We start from the raw sequence: 16,790 nt of genomic DNA on the forward strand, positions 1-16,790 counted from the left end.
TTATTGATGTTCGAGCTGCCATGAACCTGCGGGCAGGAATCTCGGCAGTAGATCGCGCCCGGGACCTGCGCATGATTGTCTACGCACCGGCGCGTGCCGGGCGAGCCCGTTTCTCCGGCTGCGCTGCCGTCGTGACCCTGCAAAAACCCGGATCGAGCCAAAGTCCAACGGCAACTGGTCTCAGCGTTTGCATTCGGGAGGACGCCTCACTATGTTGCGGCCCCAATCCCGAACCCCGTTCCGCTTGAGCTTCATGTCCAACGAAAACATCATCCGCGAAATCGACGAGGAACTGCGCAGCGACCGTGCGCGCAAGCTCTGGCGGAGCTTTGGCCCGTTCGTCATCGGCGCGGCCGTTGTGGTCGTCCTTGCCGTGGCCGTGAACGAAGGCTGGTCCTGGTGGCAGAATTCCAACTCGGCCCAGTCGTCCGATCAGTTCTACTCGGCGCTCGAGGCTGCTGATGGTGCCGACGTGGCTGCTGCCCAGAAGGCGCTCGACGGCGTGATCGCAGCCGGTCATGGCGGCTATCCGACACTCGCGCGCTTCCGTGAGGCCGCGCTGCTGGCCCAGGACGGCAAGGCGCCCGAGGCGATCGCCGCCTACGACGCGATCTCGACGTCGGAATCGAACAAGTACCTGCGCGAACTGGCTCTGGTCCTCGCGGCCAACCTTCTGGTCGATAGCGGCGATGTCGCCCAGGTCGAGCAGCGCGTCGGCGGGCTGACCGGCCCGGCCAGCACCTTCCGCAACGCCGCCAACGAGGTCATCGGCCTCGCCAAGTACAAGGCTGGCGATCTTGCCGGTGCCCGCACCAGCTTCGAGCAGGCGGCCAACGATGGCCTGACCAGCACCGAGGCCCGCGCCCGGCTGAACATCTATCTCGCCCAGCTGACCGCCGAGGGCGCTGCGCCGGCACCGGTCGCGGCCGCCGAGGCGCCCGCAGCGGCCGATCCGGCTCCGGCTGAGACTTCGGTCGGCGATGCACCGGTGATCGATACCGCTCCGTCTGCGGATGCACCTGCCATGGCGCCTGCCACGGAAGCTCCGGCTGCCGACGCACCTGCCGCGGACGCTCCCGCACCGGCCGCACCGGCCAACTGATATCCGACTGCCTGCATCTGGGGTTCCGATGACCGTCACCGTCGCTATTGTCGGCCGCCCCAATGTCGGGAAGTCCACACTGTTCAACCGCCTCGTCGGCCGCAAGATCGCGCTGGTCGACGACACGCCGGGCGTGACCCGCGACCGCCGCGAGGCCGATGGCCGCATCGGCGACCTGCGCTTCAAGGTGCTCGACACCGCCGGCTACGAGGACCGGACCGACGGTTCGCTCGAAGACCGGATGCGCCAGCAGACCGAGATCGCCATCCGCGACGCCGACATCATCCTGTTCATGATCGACGCCAAGGCCGGGGTGACACCCCTCGACGAGCGCTTCGCCCAGGTGCTGCGCCGCGCTGGCAAGGACGTGCACCTCATCGGCAACAAGGCCGAGGGCAGGGCCGCCGATCCGGGCCTGATGGAAGCCTACAGCCTCGGTTTCGGCGAGCCGGTGGCCATTTCGGCCGAACACGGCCTGGGTCTCGCCGATCTCCACGCCATCGTCTCCAAGGCCGTCGATGCGGCGGCCGAGAAGGAGGCCGAGGCCTCCCATGCCCTCGAAGACCTGATGCCCGAGGTCGATGTCGATGTGACCGACGAGGGGATGGACGAGGATGGGCCCGTCCGGCGCTGGGATCCGCGTCGGCACCTCAACGTCGCCATCATTGGCCGCCCCAACGCCGGCAAGTCGACGCTGATCAACCGCATGGTCGGCGAAGACCGCCTGCTCACCGGCCCCGAGGCCGGCATCACCCGCGATTCGATCCTCGTGCCGTGGGAGTACGGCGGCCGCGTCATCAACCTCGTCGATACCGCAGGCATGCGCCGCAAGTCGCGCATCGAGCTCAAGCTCGAAAAGCTCGCGGTCAGCGATTCCCTGCGCTCCATCCAGTATGCAGAAGTCGTGGTGCTGCTGCTCGATGCGCAGATCCCGTTCGAGAAGCAGGACCTGGCGCTGGCCGACCTCGTCGAGCGCGAAGGCCGCGCCATGGTGATCGCGGTCAACAAGTGGGACACGATCGAGGACAAGAACGAGAAGCTGGCCGAGCTGCGCGAGCAGTGCGAGCGCTACCTGCCGCAGCTCAAGGGCGTCCCGCTCGTGACGATCTCGGGCCTGCAGGGCCGCAACATCGACAAGCTGATGTCGGCCATCTTCGCCATCGAGGAGCGCTGGAACAGCCATGTCTCGACGGCCCGGCTCAATCGCTGGCTCGGCGCCATGACCGAGAGCCATCCGCCGCCGGCCGTTTCGGGCCGCCGGCTCAAGCTGCGTTACATGACGCAGGCCAAGATCCGGCCGCCCAGCTTCATCCTCTTCTGCTCTCGTCCCGAGGCCGTGCCCAACTCATACCAGCGCTACCTCGTGAACGGCATGCGCGAGACCTTCGACCTGCCCGGCACGCCCATCCGGCTCTGGCTGCGCGGCGGCAAGAACCCGTTCGACAAGAGCGAGAAGTAGGCACTTCGCGCCCCCCGCTCGGCCCGTTCGTCTCGCCGGGATGAGCGGGGACCAAAGACGTTCGACAGCAGGTCGATCGGCCCAGTCAGTCATTTCCCTTAGCTTCGATTGCAGTTTACCGGTTCAGTAAATTGTGTCGGTGTTGTATTCCATTGATCGAACTACTATAACGACGAAATCGCACCAAGCGTCTTGACCGAGCGAGGCAATCCGCACGAAGGGTCGGGATAGACGGTCTGATGCGTTTGTAACGTCTGTGAACGTCTGTCCATTAGCGGCGGGGCGACGTTCGCAAGAAGAAGTCGTTGTGCAATTCGAGTTCTTGCCATGCCGCGCCCCACACAGAAACTGCCAAGCAGCGCTTTGCCGGTCTTCTTCGATCCCACCAGGCATCGTTGGATTGCAATCAAGTCGCTGTCGTCGCTTGCCCTCGCCTGCATCCTGTCGTTGTTGACTGTGCTCTTCGTGAGCATCCTCAACGGACCGAAGCTGGAGGGCTCCTCGCTTTCGTCGCCTGAACACCGGATCATCGTGCGACAGCCCGGTCTGCCCGCGGGCGCTCCCCGGGTTGACCCAAACGTCCTCGAGTCGGGGATAGCGGGTGATGTCGTCGGTTTTTTTCCCGAGGAGCCAACGCCCAGCAGCGTAGCGCGGGTGGTTGGCTCGACCCCCTAGACCTCGTCTTCGGCTGGTTCATCGGACGTGCCGGCGCCGCTGAGGCAGTGCCAGCAGAGCCCGCCGGGCCGGATGTGGTCGCCTTCTACGTCAACTGGGACGAAGCGAGCATCGCCTCGCTACGCGAGAACCTCGCCAGCGTCGACGTCCTCCTTCCCGAATGGCTGCACCTCGCGAGCGGCGCCGGCGACATTTCGCTGGACGACGAGGGGAGCACCGACGAGGTGGTCGAGCTGATCGCCAACGAGCAGGCGAACGTGCGCATCCTGCCCCTGATCAACAACTACATCGCCGATGACTGGCAGGTGGACTGGCTGCACGAACTGCTGTCCGACGAAACCGCGCGCCATCGGCTGGTCGGGAACGTCCTCGCCTATGTCGAACAGCACGACTTCGCCGGGATCACCATGGGCCTGCAGGGCGTCGGTCCGGACGACGCCGAAGCCTTCATGGTGCTGGCCGAGGAGCTTTATGGCGCATTCCAGGCGCGCGGGCTGCTCGTCTACCACACCGTTTCGATGGACGACCGCACGCTCGATGCCCATCGCCTGAGCGCCGTTTCCGACGCGGTGATCGTGCTGGCGGAGGGGGAGGACTGGGACCTGGACGGACCCGGGCCACTGGCCTCGCAGGCCTGGTTCGAAGCCGGGATCAAGCGGCGAGCAGAAGAGATTCCTGCCTCCAAGCTGATCGTTTCGCTCTCCAACGTGGCGCGCGACTGGTCCCCCGCCGGGTCCGAGACCTATTCGGTGCAGGAGGCCCTCAGCCGGGCGCGCGAAGCGGGCGCCGAGATCGGCTTCGACCCGCAGCGGCTCAATCCGACCTTCGGGTACCACGACGACGATGGCGTCGAGCATGCGGTCTGGCTGCTCGATGCGGCGACCGCCTTCAACCAGTGGCAGGTGGCAAAGAGCATGTCTCCGCGCGGCATCGCCCTGTGGCGGCTGGGGACCGAGGATCCGTCGATCTGGGGGGTGCTGGCCGACCTGCAGAACGGCTCCGCCCGCGACCTGATCGATATCAAGTTCTCGCACCACATCGATCGCTACGGCGCCGGCGAGGTCATCCGCGTCACGGGGATGCCCGAGAACGGCCTCCGGAACGTCGACTTCTCCCCCGACGGCAGCCAGATCGTGGGAGAGACCATCGCGCGCTATCCGCGCAGTTTCGAGGTCATGCAGTGGGGAGGCGGCAACGAGAAGCTGCTCGCGCTGACCTTCGACGACGGGCCCGATCCCATCTACACCCCCCAGGTACTCGACGTGCTCAAGAAGTACGACGTGCCTGCCACCTTCTTCATGGTCGGCAACCAGATGCTGCGCTACCCCGACCTGCTGCGGCGCGTGGTGGCGGAGGGGCACGAGGTCGGCAACCACACCTACAGCCACTCCAACATCTCCCGCATCGGGGAGGACCTGCTGAGGCTCGAGCTCAACGCCACGCAGCGCGTGTTCGAGAGCGTCACGGGGCGGAACATGATCTTCTTCCGGCCGCCCTATGCCACCGACACCAAGCCCCAGACAGCCGATGAGATCCGCCCCCTCGCGCTGATCAGCGAGCTTGGCTACCTGGCCGTCAACATGAACATCGACTCGCGCGACTGGTGGCTGCCCAACACCCGGCGCATCGTCCAGACGACACTGTCGGAGGCCCGCGCCGGCCTGGGTAACGTGATCCTGATGCACGATGGCGGCGGCGGTCGCCAGCACACCGTCGATGCATTGCCCGAAATCATCGAGAAGGCCCGGGCCGAGGGCTTCCGCTTCGTCGCCGTCAGCGAACTGATCGGCAAGACGCGGGACGAAGTGATGCCGAAGACGGCCAGTGCGCCCACCGTCCAGTTCCTGCAGACGGCCGGCTTCAGCGTCATGCGCGAAGTCGGGCGTGTGCTCGGCATCGCCTTTGGCGCGGCCGTCGCCCTTGGCATCGCCCGCTCGCTCATCCTGATCGTGCTGTCCTTCCAGCGTCGCCGGCGGCGGCAGACCTCGCCGCTGGTGCGCAAGCTCCTGAAGCTGCCGACACCGCCCCGGCTCAGCGTAGGTGTCGTCGTTCCCGGCTACAACGAGGAAAAGGTGATCGTGCAGACCGTACGGTCACTGCTGGCCTCGTCGCTCCCCGACCTGCAGGTGGTCGTCGTCGACGACGGCTCGACCGACGGCACGCTCGAACTCTGCCGCGCGACCTTCGCCGGCGAACCGCGCGTCAAGGTCATCAACAAGAAGAACGGCGGCAAGGCCGACGCGCTCAACCTGGGCTTCCGCCAGCTGCATACCGACATCGTCATCGCCATGGACGCCGACACCATCTTCCTGCCGGATACGGCGGAACGGCTGATAGCGCACTTTGCCGATCCGAACGTCGCCGCCATCTCGGGCAACGCCAAGGTCGGCAACCGCGTCAACCTGCTGACCCGCTGGCAGGCGCTCGAGTACATCACGGCCCAGAACCTCGACCGTCGCGCCTTCGAGCACCTGAACTGCATAGGTGTCGTGCCGGGCGCCATCGGCGCATGGCGGCGCGAACTCGTCATCGCCGCCGGCGGCTTCACCACCGACACGCTTGCCGAGGATGCCGACCTGACGCTGAAGCTGCTGCGCCAGGGCTACAGGGTGGTCTACGAGGAGCGGGCCATTGCCCTCACCGAGGCGCCGGAGACGCTGCGCCAGTTCAACAAGCAGCGCTTCCGCTGGATGTACGGCACGCTGCAGGTCGCCTTCAAGCACCTGGGCGCCCTCGGCCTGCGCGATTCCATGTCGGTCGGCCTCGTCGCCCTACCCAACACGCTGCTGTTCCAGATCATCTTTCCCCTGCTGGCGCCGCTGGCGGACCTGGGAGCCATTCTCGCGCTCGTGGGGCTGGGCTGGAACCTCCTCACCAACTCCACGACCATGCCCACCGACGTCGCGCAGGGCGTCCTGGGGTTGTTCTTCGCGTTCATCCTCATCGATTTCTTCGCGGCACTCGCCTCGTTCTGGCACGAGCCGAAGGAGGATTGGCGGCTGCTCGTCTGGCTGATTCCGCAGCGCTTCTTCTACAGGCAGCTGATCTACATCGTCGCCATCCGGGCCGTGGTTTCGGCGATACAGGGGTCAGCCGTCGGCTGGGGAACGCTGCATCGAACCGCCCACGTAACTGCGCTTCCGCGGGGACTCATGGAGGCGGGGAAGGGGTGATCTGCTCGCGCAACCGGCATGCGACACAGCCACCGATTCACCCTCATTGCGCCCCCGCGCAGCCCCGCTATACTCCCGCCTCCAAAGCGACCCGATGCTGAGTGCGGGGCCGCAACACCGATATGGCCTTGTTCCTCGAAATCATGATTGTCGCCGTCCTGACCCTGGTCAACGGCCTGCTCGCAATGAGCGAACTGGCGGTGGTCTCGTCCCGCCCCGCCCGCCTTAAGGTCCTCGCCGCCGAGGGCAAGCACGGCGCCAGGGTGGCGCTCAAGCTTCAGGACGACCCCGGCAAGTTCCTTTCCTCCGTCCAGATCGGCATCACGCTGGTCGGCGTGCTCTCCGGCGCCTTTTCCGGCGCCACGCTGGGCGAACGCCTGGGGCACTCGCTGGTCGGCGCTGGCATCGACCCCGGTATCGCCATGCCGCTGGGCGTCGGTATCGTCGTCATCATCATCACCTACCTCTCGCTGATCATCGGCGAGCTCGTGCCCAAGCAGATCGCCCTGCGCGACGCAGAGGGCGTGGCGACGCGCGTGGCGCCGCTGATGAGCTTCATCGCCTCGGTCGCGGCGCCCCTGGTCTGGCTGCTCGACATCTCGGGCCGCCTCGTGCTGCGCCTGCTGGGGCAGGGCGGCGAGACCGAGGAGAAGGTCACCGACGAAGAGGTCAAGACCATCATCGCCGAGGCCGAGAGCGCCGGCGTCCTCGAGACCGAGGAACGCCACATGATCTCGGGCGTCATGCGCCTCGCCGACCGTTCGGCGCGCGGGCTGATGACGCCGCGCCTCGACGTCGAGATCATCGACCTGAGCGAAAGCCGCGAGGAGATGATCGAGAAGCTGCGCGAGACGCGCCACTCGGTCCTGCCGGTGCAGGATGGGCCGGTGGATTCGATCGTCGGCGTGATCGTCCGCAAGGACCTCGTCCAGAACGTGCTCTCCGAGCAGCCGCTCGACGTGCGCGCGCTGGTCAAGCAGGCCCCCGTGGTCATGGACCGCTCGAGCGCGCTCGACGTGCTCAAGGCCATCCGCGGCTCGCTGGTGCACATGGCGCTGGTCTTTGACGAGTACGGCCACTTCGAGGGCATCGTCACCCCGGGCGACGTCCTCGAGGCGATCACCGGTGCGTTCCAGGAGGAGGAAGGCGACGAGAAGCCCTACGTCACCCGCGAGGACGGCTCGTTCCTCGTCTCGGGCTGGATGCAGGTCGACGAGTTCCAGGCCCATATCGGCGTGCCGGTGCCCAAGGACGCCAAGTACGAGACGGTCGCCGGCTTCGTCCTCGCCGAGCTCAACCACCTGCCGCAGGTGGGCGAAGCCTTCGAGCGCGGCCACTGGCGCTTCGAGGTCGTGGACCTCGACGGCCGCCGCATCGACAAGGTGCTGGTGACGCGGCTGACCTAGCCGCCACTGCGTGCTCCTCCCCAAGCGGGGAGGGGCGCATCCCCTTAGAGTGCGCTGAGCTCCGACTTGGGCCAGTCGTAGAGCATCCGGTTCTCGTTGAACCCCGGCTCGATCATGTCGATCAGCTTGGGCGCCACCGCTGCCGGTGGGGGCAGGGTCTCCGGATCCTCGCCCGGCACCGCCTGGGCGCGCATCGCCGTGCGCACCGCGCCGGGATAGAACACGTTGGCCCGCACATTGGTGACGCCGCCGGTCTCGGCTGCATAGGACTTCACCAGCGCCTCGAGCGCCGCCTTGCTCGCGGCGTATGGGCCCCAGAAGGCCTTGCCCGAGCGCGCCGCCGAGGAGGACACGAACACCGCGCGGCCGGCTTCGGACTGGCGCAGCAGCAGGTCGAGCGAGCGGATCAGCCGGTAGTTGGCGGTGACGTTCAGCGCCATCACCTTGTCGAAGTCCTTGGGCTCGAAATGCGCCACCGGGCTCAGCACGCCCAGCATGGCGGCATTGGCGACCAGCCCGTCCAGCTTGCCCCAGCGCTCGAACACGGCGCGGCCCAGCCGGTCGATGGCATCGCCATCGCGCAGGTCCGCCGGCACCAGCGTAGCGCTGCCACCGGCAGCCTGGATCTCGTCATCGAGTTCCTCGAGGCCGCCGACGGTACGCGCCACGGCGATGACATGCGCCCCGCGCCGCGCTGCCTCGAGTGCGGCCTGGTAGCCGATGCCGCGCGAAGTGCCGGTAACGAGGACGATCTTGCCCGCGAGGGATTTGGACATGGTCATGCGAGGGAGGCCCGATTGTGATGTTGCGGCGCTTCTAGCGAGGAAGCGCGCCCGATGCCAGTGCGGCGGATAGTCGTCCGGTCACCTTGCACCGCCGGCACCGCCTCCACCGTCACCCCGGGCCCGGCCCGGGGGCTTCTGTACTGTGCGGCTTAGCTCGCTTCCTTCATCAGCGACAGCGTCTTGGGAGCGCTCTTGGAACGGCCCGTGAGGTCGGTGAGGCCGGTCGGGTAGTCGCCGGTGAACTGGTGGTCGGTGAACTGCGGGTTGCCCGGGTCGCGCTTGATGCCGCCGACGGCCTCATAGAGCCCGTCGATCGACAGGAACGCCAGCGAGTCCGCGCCGATATAGTGGCACATCGATTGCAGGTTCGCGTGCTGGTTGGCCAGCAGGTGCTCCGGATCGGGCGTGTCGATGCCGTAATAGTCCGAGTGGAAGATCATCGGAGAGGCGACGCGGATATGCACTTCGCGTGCCCCGGCATCGCGGATCATCTGCACGATCTTCACCGAGGTGGTGCCGCGCACGATCGAGTCGTCGATCAGCACGACGCGCTTGCCCTCGATCTCGGCGCGGTTGGCCGAGTGCTTGAGCTTGACGCCGAAGGCGCGGATCGACTGGGTCGGCTCGATGAAGGTGCGGCCCACGTAGTGGTTGCGGATGATGCCGAGCTCGAACGGAATGCCGCTCTGCTGCGCATAGCCGATCGCCGCGGGCGTGCCGCCATCGGGAACGGGCACGACGACGTCGGCCTCAACCGGCGCTTCCTTGGCGAGGTTGATGCCCATCTTCTTGCGCGCCGCATAGACCGGGCGGCCGGCGACCACGGAGTCGGGGCGGGCGAAGTAGACATACTCGAACAGGCAGATGCGCTCCGGCCGCGGCGCGAATGGCTTCACCGAGTCGATGGTGTAGGTGCCGTCGGGCTGGATCTCGCAGATCACCACTTCGCCGTTCGCGACATCGCGCACGAACTTGGCGCCGATGATGTCGAGGGCGCAGGTTTCCGACGCGAAGATCGGCTTGCCGTCGAGATCGCCGAGCACCAGCGGCCGGATGCCGTTGGCGTCGCGCGCGCCGATCAGCTTGGTGCGCGTCATGGCGACGAGGGCAAAGGCGCCCTCGAGGTGCATCAGCGCATCGATGAAGCGGTCGGAGGAGGCGACCTTCTTTGAGCGCGCGATGAGGTGCAGCACCACCTCGGTGTCCGAGGTCGACTGGCAGATGGCGCCCTGCGCGATCAGCTGCCGGCGCAGCGTCAGGCCGTTGGTGAAGTTGCCGTTATGGGCAATGGCGATGCCGCCCACTTCGAGCTCGGCGAACAGCGGCTGGACGTTCCTGAGGATCGTCTCGCCCGTCGTCGAATAGCGCACGTGCCCCATGGCCATGTGGCCGGGGAGGCGCTTGACCGTCGCCGGGTCGGTGAAGTGATCGCCCACGAGGCCGAGCTGGCGCTCCGAATGGAACTGCTTGCCGTCGAAGCTGACGATGCCCGCCGCTTCCTGTCCGCGATGCTGCAGGGCATGCAGGCCCAGCGCAGTCAGCGTCGCAGCCTCGGGATGCCCAAGGATGCCGAACACGCCGCATTCCTCGCGAAGCGTATCGTATTCCCATTCGTTGAGCGGTTTGGCGTGGTCGTTCACGACGTGCACCTCGGCTTGGTGGCGGGCCAAAAGTCGACGGGACCGCAAGTGCGGTCCCGATCGCGAAATTACAATGCGCTCACCCGAAGTTCATCGGGTGTTGCTTGCCGGCGCCGCGTCCAGCGGCGCGTCGTTCTCGAGCTGGTCCGTGCCTTCTTCCGGCGCGGCATCCTGCGTCGTTCCCTCGGCGGGCGGCTCTTCATCGCTACCGGTCCCGCGATGCAGCAGGTCCGTCACCTGCTTCTCGAGGTCAGGCGGCAGCATGCCGATGAGGCTGTTGCCGAGATCCTCGAGCACCGGCAGCGAGCGCGAGTCGCGTGCCCAGCTCGGCAGGTTGTTCGACATCAGCCACAGCCCGAAGACCACCACGACCACCGCGATCAGCACGCCACGGGCGACGCCAAAGACGAAGCCCAGGGTCCGGTCGAGCGGCCCGATGCGGCTGTCGACCACGAAGTCGGCAATCCGCATGGTGATGAGGTGGAGGATGATCAGCGCCACGATGAACGTGCCGCCCACCGTCACGATGTCGGCCACAAGCTCCTCGGCGATGTACTGCCGGGCGATTTCCTTGTGGTTGAAATAGGCATAGGCCGCAATGGCGGCCGAGCCGGCCCAGGTGGCCAGCGACAGGACCTCGCGAGTGAATCCGCGCGCGGTTGCGAGGATCGCCGAGATCAGCACGAGAACGCCGATGCCGACGTCGAATGCAGTCAACATGTATGAAACCCACCGCTGGGACCCGCTTCGAGACCCGTGTAACCGCTAATTCCGGCAAAGCCAAGCCGGGAGGATGGCGCGCATGGCCGATGTTCACGGAAAGCGCAGGCGTCGCGCATGCCTTACTCCGCCGCCTGCCGCTGCGCCCGCGCCGCGATCTTGCCGATGAGTTCGGCAAGTTCGGCATACTCGCCGACCACGATCCCGGACGGGACGTCGCCCTTGCCCAGTCGCCCCGTGACCGCGCCCTGAAAGCCCAGTTTCTGGGCCTCGCGCAGTCTCATCGCCGCATGCGCCACGGGCCGCACCCCGCCCGCCAGCGAGATTTCGCCGAAATAGACGTTGGAGGAGGGGAGCGGCGAGCCCATCAGCGACGAGATCAGCGCCGCCGCGACCGCAAGGTCTGCCGCCGGCTCGTTGATCTTCAACCCGCCCGCGACGTTGAGATAGATGTCGTTGGCCCCGATGCGCACGCCACAGCGCGTTTCGAGCACCGCCAGCACCATCGAGAGCCGCGACGAATCCCAGCCCACCACCGCACGCCGTGGCGTGCCGAGCGGGGAGGGCGCCACCAGCGCCTGGATCTCGCACAGCACCGGCCGCGTGCCTTCCATGCCGGCGAATACCGCCGAGCCCGCGGCATCCTTGTCGCGCTGGTCGAGGAACAGCGCCGAGGGGTTGGCGACCTCGCGCAGCCCCAGCGTCGACATCTCGAACACGCCGATCTCGTCGGTCGCGCCGTAGCGGTTCTTCACGCCGCGCAGGATGCGGAAGGTGTGGCTCGAGTCGCCCTCGAAGTAGAGCACCGCGTCGACCATGTGCTCGACGACGCGCGGCCCGGCAATCTGCCCGTCCTTGGTGACGTGGCCCACGAGCACCACCGCCGCGCCCGACTTCTTGGCGAAGCGCGTCAGGGCCTGAGCCGATGTGCGCACCTGGGTCACTGTCCCCGGCGCACTCTCCACCCGGTCGGTCCACAGCGTCTGGATCGAATCGATGATGACGAGGTCGGGGGCAGGGCCGTTCTGCAGCGTCGCGAGGATGATCTCGACATTGGTCTCGCTGGCGAGCAGCACCGGCTTGTCGCCAAGTCCGAGACGCTGCGCGCGCAGGCGCACCTGCGCCACCGCCTCCTCGCCCGACACATAGACGATGCGCCGGCCCCGGTCCGCCAGCGCCGCGGCCGCCTGCAGCAGCAGCGTCGACTTGCCGATGCCCGGATCGCCACCTACCAGCACCGCCGAGCCCTTCACGAAGCCGCCACCGGTCACACGGTCGAGCTCGGCGATCCCCGATTCCACCCGCGCCGCGGTTTCAGTCTCGCCCGAAAGCGGCAGCAGCTCGATAGGCCGGCCCCCGGCCATTGCGGACTTGGGCCCCGCGCCAACCCCCGAATCGACGATCTCCTCGACGATGGTGTTCCACTCGCCGCACGACTCGCACCGGCCCTGCCACTGCGTGCTCGTCGACCCGCAGGCCTGGCAGACATAGGAGGTTTTGGTGCGCGCCATGAAGTGCCCCGGAATCGAAGGATCAGTTAGCCGGACTATGCCCGGCATTGCAAGAACGAAGAGTGAACGCTGTCGCGGGTTATTCGCCTGGCCACAAGTGAGCTGTGAGTGAACGGGCCAGGCGCGCTCGAAATTGTGCTGATCCCCGCAACGCTCCCACAATGGAGCCGAGCTATCATGCGCATCCCGATCTGCGGACCCCGCCATGTCGCAACCCGAGGTAACAGTCGAATTGGACCGCCTCGAGGACCTGTTCGCCGCGCCTGAGATCGCCCCGTTCGAGGGGCGCTTCTCGAGTCGGACCGGGATGCAGCAGCTGATAGATGCGATCGAGGACGCCGGCCTCGGGCGTACCGCGGAGCCCATCACCGTCGTGATCCGTACACCGGAGGGTGGCGACGCGATCGTGGTCGCGGCGGCCATTCGCGGCTATTGCGACGAACGGCTCGCGCGTGATGCGTCGGAGTTGCGCATGCTCCGGCGTTCCGGACACTATTCGCTGCGGATCGGCATCGCGCTTCTGGCCGGCTGCCTTCTGATTTCGGCCTCGATCAGCTCCATGTCCTTCCTGCCCGGCTTCATCCGCCGCGTGCTGGGGGAGAGCTTCGGTATTGCAGGCTGGGTCGTGCTTTGGCGCCCGATCGAACTCCTGGTCTTCGAACCCTGGCCGGTCCGCCGGGACGTGCGCATGCACAAACGACTGCGCGATGCTTCCATCCGCGTCGTTGCCACTGGTGGCGCCGCCGCAGGGTGATCAGAACGTGCCGAACATCCGGTCGCGCATCTCGGTATCCGAAGCGGGCATGTTGCCGCCCGGCGTCGCGCGGTCGACCGCTGCGGGGATTGTCGTAGCCAGCCGCTCCAGCAGGTCCTCGCGGGACAGCCCGGTGCGCCGCGACAGCTCAGCGAGGTTCTCGGCGCCGACGGCCTGCTCGACCTGCGATGGCGACAGTCCCTGCGTCGGCACGTTCATGTTGACCCAAGAATCCGCCGTGTCGGCCTGTCCCGACTTGCGGAAGCTGTCCATCAGGTCGTCGAGGCCGCCCGTCAGCACATTTCCATTGCCATTCCCGCTGCCCGGGGCAGGTGCGGGTTGCCCGGCCGCCTGGGGGCTGCCGCCCCCGAACAGCTCACCCAGTCCGCCCAGGATGCCCGACAGGCCATCCTGCACCGGAGTACCATCCGGGTTGGTGCGGTTCTGCAGGCCCTTGAGGGCGTCGGAGATCTTGTCCCGGTTCTGGTAGCCCGCCACGGCCAGGAGGCCGAGAAGGGCGAGCATAGAGGGCATACCGTTCTTCGCCATGCCAAAACTCCTTTCGAGTGTCGGCTGCTAGGTGCGGCGCCGCATGTAGGCGCCGTAGATAAACAGCACTATCACCGCTCCCACGATGGCCCCGAGCAGCCCGGCGCCTTCGCCCGGCTGATACAGACCGAAGGCCTGGCCGAGGAACGAGGCGAGGAAGGCACCGACGATCCCGAGCACCGCCGTCATCACGTAGCCGGACGGCCCACCGCTGTTGGGCAGGATGAGCTTGGCGACGATGCCGGCCACAAGGCCGATCAGCAGTGTCCAGACAATACCCATCGACGCTTCCCCAACGACCAGCCCGCGGGAGGTGCGGACGTCGCCAGAACGCGCTGCGATGGAATGGAGTTCCCTGCCGCGGATCAGGCCGACGGCGCGGCGGTCTCGATGTAGTTCCGCGAGTAGCGGCCCTTGAGGCTGGTCAGGATCTCGTAGCCGATGGTGTTGGCGATGTCGGCGTGGTCGTCCACCGTCACCTGCTTGCCGATGACTTCGGCCATCTCGCCCGGGGCGGGGGGCTGGGGCAGGTCGGTGATATCGACACCGAACATGTCCATCGAGATGCGGCCGACCACCGGGCACGCCTGCCCGCGGATCACCACGCTGGTGCCGCGATGGTTGTTCGAGGACGAGAGCGCCCGGAAGAAGCCGTCGGCATAGCCGAGCGCGACCACCGCGATGCGGCTGTCGCGCGACACCGTCTGCAGCGCGCCGTAGCCCACGGTTTCGCCGGTCTTGACGTCCTTGGTCATCAGGATCGGCGCTTCGAGCGTCACCACCGGCGACATCGGATTGCGGCGTCCGGCAACGGCGCGCCCGCCATAAAGCGCGATGCCGGGGCGGACCATCTGGAAGTGGTTCTCCCGGTTGGTCATCAGCCCGGCCGAGTTCGACAGCGACGCCGGAACGCCCGGGAACTGCGCCATCACTGAGGTGAACAGCGCCAGCTGCGTGCGGTTCTTCTCGTGCGCCGGCGTATCGGCGCAGGCGAGGTGGCTCATGATCATCTGCGGCTGGTAGCCGATCTGCTCGATCATGCGCTTGACGATCGAGGTCTCGTTCAGCCGGAAGCCGAGCCGGTTGATGCCGGTGTCGAAGTGCAGCGCCGCCGGCAGCGCCTGGTTCGACTGCAGGCAGGCCGCGAGCCACTCCTCGAGCATCGGGATCGAGGCGAGGCAGGGCATCAGCCGCTCGCCGACATAAAGCGGCGCAGAGCCCGGATAGAGCCCCGAGAGGATGAAGATGTGGCTGTCTTCGGGGAGGGCGGCACGCACCGCGATGCCCTCGTCGGGTGTCGCGGCGAAGAAAAAGCGGGCCCCGGCCTCGTAGAAGGCGCGCGAGGCCTGGGCGATACCCGTGCCATAGGCGTCGGCCTTCACTACCGCGCCGGTCAGGGCGCCGCGGCTGACCTTGTCGAGCGCCTGCCAGTTGCGCTTGAGGGCGCCCAGGTCGACCGTGAGCCGCCCGCCGTAACCGGTCGCAATGGCCGGTGCCGCCATCACTATTCCATCCTCTCCGGCAGGTAGTCGGCGCGCGCGAGGTTGCCGAAGCGCGTGAACTGCGCCTCAAAGCTCACCTGCACGGTGCCCGTGGGACCGTGACGCTGCTTGCCGATGATCACTTCGGCCTTGCCGTGCACCTGTTCCATCTCGCCCTGCCACGCCAAGTGTTCCGGCGTGCCCTCCTTGGGCTCCTTGTTCTTGAGGTAGTACTCTTCGCGATACACGAACAGCACCACGTCGGCATCCTGCTCGATAGAGCCGGATTCGCGCAGATCCGAAAGCTGCGGATGCTTGTCGTCGCGGTTTTCCACCTGTCGGCTCAGCTGGCTGAGCGCGATGATCGGCACCTCGAGCTCCTTGGCCAGCGCCTTGAGCGTGGTGGTGATCTCGGTCAGTTCCTGCACCCGGTTCTCGCTCGATTTCTTCGACGAGCCACTGAGCAGCTGCAAATAGTCGACGATCAGCAGGTCGAGGCCCTTCTGGCGCTTCAGCCGGCGGGCACGGGCGGCGAGCTGCGCCACCGAGATGCCGCCGGTGTCGTCGATATAGAGTGGCACCTGCGCCATCAGGTTCGAGGTGTCGACCAGCTTCGAGAACTGGCTCTCGTGGATGTTGCCGCGCCGGATATCCGACGACGAGATCTCGGCCTGCTCGGCGAGAATACGCGTCGCCAGCTGCTCGGCACTCATTTCGAGGCTGAAGAAGCCGACATGGCCGCCATCGATGGTCTTGGTGTGCCCGTCGGCCTGCACTTCGCCGCGGAAGCTCTTGGCCACATGGAAGGCAATGTTGGTGGCGAGCGAGGTCTTGCCCATGGCGGGACGCGCCGCGAGGATGATCAAGTCCGAGCGCTGCAGCCCGCCCATCAGCCGGTCGAGGTCGTTGAGCCCGGTGGCGGTGCCCGACAGCGTGCCGTCACGGCCATAGGCCTCGCCGGCCATCTTGATGGCTTCGGTCAGCGCCGCCGAGAAACTCTGGAAGCCGCCGTCGTAGCGGCCCTTTTCGGCGAGATCGAACAGCGCCTTCTCGGCCTCTTCGATCTGCTTGTTTGCCGTTGCCTCGACATCGGAGTCGTAGGCGACCTGCACCATCTCCTCGCCGATCTGGATCAGGTTCCGGCGGATGGCGAGGTCGTAGATCGATTGGCCGTAATCGGCCGCGTTGATGACGGTAGTCGCCTCCGCCGCAAGCCGCGCGAGGTATTGCGGCATGGTCATTTCGGCGGTCAGCTGGTCGGCCAGATAGGTCTTGGCAGTGACCGGAGTCGCCGTCTTGCCGGCCCGGATGATCTTGGCCAGCACCTCGTAGATCGTCCGGTGGATCGGCTCGTAAAAGTGCTCCGCCATGAGGAAGTCCGACACGCGGTAGAACGCCTCGTTGTTGACGAGGATCGCGCCCAGTAGCGCCTGTTCGGCCTCCACGTTGTGGGGGGCGAGTCGGAAGGGCTTTTCCCCGTCCGGATGCAGGCGATGCACGTTGTTGTCGGCCATGGCGACTCGGGGACTCTCCGT

The 16,790-nt window shown here is 66.7% G+C and carries 14 protein-coding genes; 6 read left to right on the forward strand and 8 right to left on the reverse strand.

The genetic code is table 11. From position 1 onward, the window contains the following. Positions 1-253: 253 nt before the first annotated feature. The 5 genes from PRN20_RS09700 to PRN20_RS09720 all read left to right on the forward strand — a co-directional run bounded on the left by PRN20_RS09700 (position 254) and on the right by PRN20_RS09720 (position 7,815). Positions 254-1,102, forward strand: coding sequence for a tetratricopeptide repeat protein (locus tag PRN20_RS09700; RefSeq protein ID WP_273957121.1), 849 nt, complete (start codon positions 254-256; stop codon positions 1,100-1,102). 28 nt (positions 1,103-1,130) lie between these two features. Beyond that, entirely contained in the window at positions 1,131-2,561 is a 1,431-nt protein-coding gene (gene der / locus PRN20_RS09705; protein WP_273957122.1) for a ribosome biogenesis GTPase Der, read from the forward strand. 327 nt (positions 2,562-2,888) lie between these two features. Further along, on the forward strand, positions 2,889-3,236 hold the full coding sequence (locus PRN20_RS09710; protein ID WP_273957123.1) for a hypothetical protein: 348 nt from the start codon (positions 2,889-2,891) through the stop codon (positions 3,234-3,236). 47 nt (positions 3,237-3,283) lie between these two features. Then, entirely contained in the window at positions 3,284-6,409 is a 3,126-nt protein-coding gene (locus PRN20_RS09715; protein WP_273957124.1) for a glycosyltransferase, read from the forward strand. Positions 6,410-6,552: 143 nt separating this feature from the next. After that, positions 6,553-7,815 (forward strand): hemolysin family protein, encoded by a 1,263-nt coding sequence (locus PRN20_RS09720; RefSeq protein ID WP_337956249.1) that lies wholly within the window; start codon positions 6,553-6,555, stop codon positions 7,813-7,815. A gap of 44 nt (positions 7,816-7,859) precedes the next feature. Here the strand turns inward: PRN20_RS09720 and PRN20_RS09725 are convergent, their stop codons facing one another. The 4 genes from PRN20_RS09725 to radA all read right to left on the reverse strand — a co-directional run bounded on the left by PRN20_RS09725 (position 7,860) and on the right by radA (position 12,471). Continuing rightward, entirely contained in the window at positions 7,860-8,597 is a 738-nt protein-coding gene (locus tag PRN20_RS09725) for an SDR family NAD(P)-dependent oxidoreductase (RefSeq protein ID WP_273957126.1), read from the reverse strand. Between the two features lie 152 nt (positions 8,598-8,749). Continuing rightward, on the reverse strand, positions 8,750-10,240 hold the full coding sequence (gene purF / locus PRN20_RS09730; RefSeq protein ID WP_443112546.1) for an amidophosphoribosyltransferase: 1,491 nt from the start codon (positions 10,238-10,240) through the stop codon (positions 8,750-8,752). Between the two features lie 90 nt (positions 10,241-10,330). Further along, positions 10,331-10,960, reverse strand: coding sequence for a CvpA family protein (locus tag PRN20_RS09735; protein ID WP_273957129.1), 630 nt, complete (start codon positions 10,958-10,960; stop codon positions 10,331-10,333). 122 nt (positions 10,961-11,082) lie between these two features. Further along, positions 11,083-12,471 carry a DNA repair protein RadA gene (radA, locus tag PRN20_RS09740; RefSeq protein WP_273957131.1) on the reverse strand — a complete coding sequence of 463 codons (1,389 nt, stop codon included), beginning with the start codon at positions 12,469-12,471 and terminating at the stop codon, positions 11,083-11,085. Between the two features lie 205 nt (positions 12,472-12,676). On the opposite strand from radA, the gene PRN20_RS09745 reads away from it, so the two are divergent. Further along, on the forward strand, positions 12,677-13,225 hold the full coding sequence (locus PRN20_RS09745; protein ID WP_273957132.1) for a hypothetical protein: 549 nt from the start codon (positions 12,677-12,679) through the stop codon (positions 13,223-13,225). On the opposite strand, the gene PRN20_RS09750 is transcribed toward PRN20_RS09745, so the two are convergent. The 4 genes from PRN20_RS09750 to PRN20_RS09765 form a co-directional block, all read right to left on the reverse strand. Next, positions 13,226-13,774: a YidB family protein gene (locus PRN20_RS09750; RefSeq protein WP_273957133.1), complete on the reverse strand. Its 549-nt coding sequence runs from the start codon at positions 13,772-13,774 to the stop codon at positions 13,226-13,228. A gap of 27 nt (positions 13,775-13,801) precedes the next feature. Continuing rightward, on the reverse strand, positions 13,802-14,056 hold the full coding sequence (locus PRN20_RS09755) for a GlsB/YeaQ/YmgE family stress response membrane protein (protein WP_273957134.1): 255 nt from the start codon (positions 14,054-14,056) through the stop codon (positions 13,802-13,804). A gap of 83 nt (positions 14,057-14,139) precedes the next feature. Further along, positions 14,140-15,276 carry an alanine racemase gene (alr, locus tag PRN20_RS09760; RefSeq protein WP_273957135.1) on the reverse strand — a complete coding sequence of 379 codons (1,137 nt, stop codon included), beginning with the start codon at positions 15,274-15,276 and terminating at the stop codon, positions 14,140-14,142. 2 nt (positions 15,277-15,278) lie between these two features. Continuing rightward, entirely contained in the window at positions 15,279-16,769 is a 1,491-nt protein-coding gene (locus PRN20_RS09765) for a replicative DNA helicase (RefSeq protein ID WP_273957137.1), read from the reverse strand. Positions 16,770-16,790: the final 21 nt, after the last annotated feature.

Origin of the sequence: Devosia sp. ZB163 (assembly GCF_028613635.1) — a bacterium.
Classification (GTDB): domain Bacteria; phylum Pseudomonadota; class Alphaproteobacteria; order Rhizobiales; family Devosiaceae; genus Devosia_A.

Excerpts from the sequence above, each read along its gene's own strand:
- PRN20_RS09700 (WP_273957121.1), top strand. The coding sequence starts at position 254 with ATGTCCAACGAAAACATCATCCGCGAAATCGACGAGGAACTGCGCAGC.
- der (WP_273957122.1), top strand. The coding sequence starts at position 1,131 with ATGACCGTCACCGTCGCTATTGTCGGCCGCCCCAATGTCGGGAAGTCC.
- PRN20_RS09710 (WP_273957123.1), top strand. The coding sequence starts at position 2,889 with ATGCCGCGCCCCACACAGAAACTGCCAAGCAGCGCTTTGCCGGTCTTC.
- PRN20_RS09720 (WP_337956249.1), top strand. The coding sequence starts at position 6,553 with ATGATTGTCGCCGTCCTGACCCTGGTCAACGGCCTGCTCGCAATGAGC.
- PRN20_RS09725 (WP_273957126.1), bottom strand. The coding sequence starts at position 8,597 with ATGACCATGTCCAAATCCCTCGCGGGCAAGATCGTCCTCGTTACCGGC.
- PRN20_RS09735 (WP_273957129.1), bottom strand. The coding sequence starts at position 10,960 with ATGTTGACTGCATTCGACGTCGGCATCGGCGTTCTCGTGCTGATCTCG.
- radA (WP_273957131.1), bottom strand. The coding sequence starts at position 12,471 with ATGGCGCGCACCAAAACCTCCTATGTCTGCCAGGCCTGCGGGTCGACG.
- PRN20_RS09745 (WP_273957132.1), top strand. The coding sequence starts at position 12,677 with ATGTCGCAACCCGAGGTAACAGTCGAATTGGACCGCCTCGAGGACCTG.
- PRN20_RS09750 (WP_273957133.1), bottom strand. The coding sequence starts at position 13,774 with ATGGCGAAGAACGGTATGCCCTCTATGCTCGCCCTTCTCGGCCTCCTG.
- PRN20_RS09755 (WP_273957134.1), bottom strand. The coding sequence starts at position 14,056 with ATGGGTATTGTCTGGACACTGCTGATCGGCCTTGTGGCCGGCATCGTC.
- alr (WP_273957135.1), bottom strand. The coding sequence starts at position 15,276 with ATGGCGGCACCGGCCATTGCGACCGGTTACGGCGGGCGGCTCACGGTC.
- PRN20_RS09765 (WP_273957137.1), bottom strand. The coding sequence starts at position 16,769 with ATGGCCGACAACAACGTGCATCGCCTGCATCCGGACGGGGAAAAGCCC.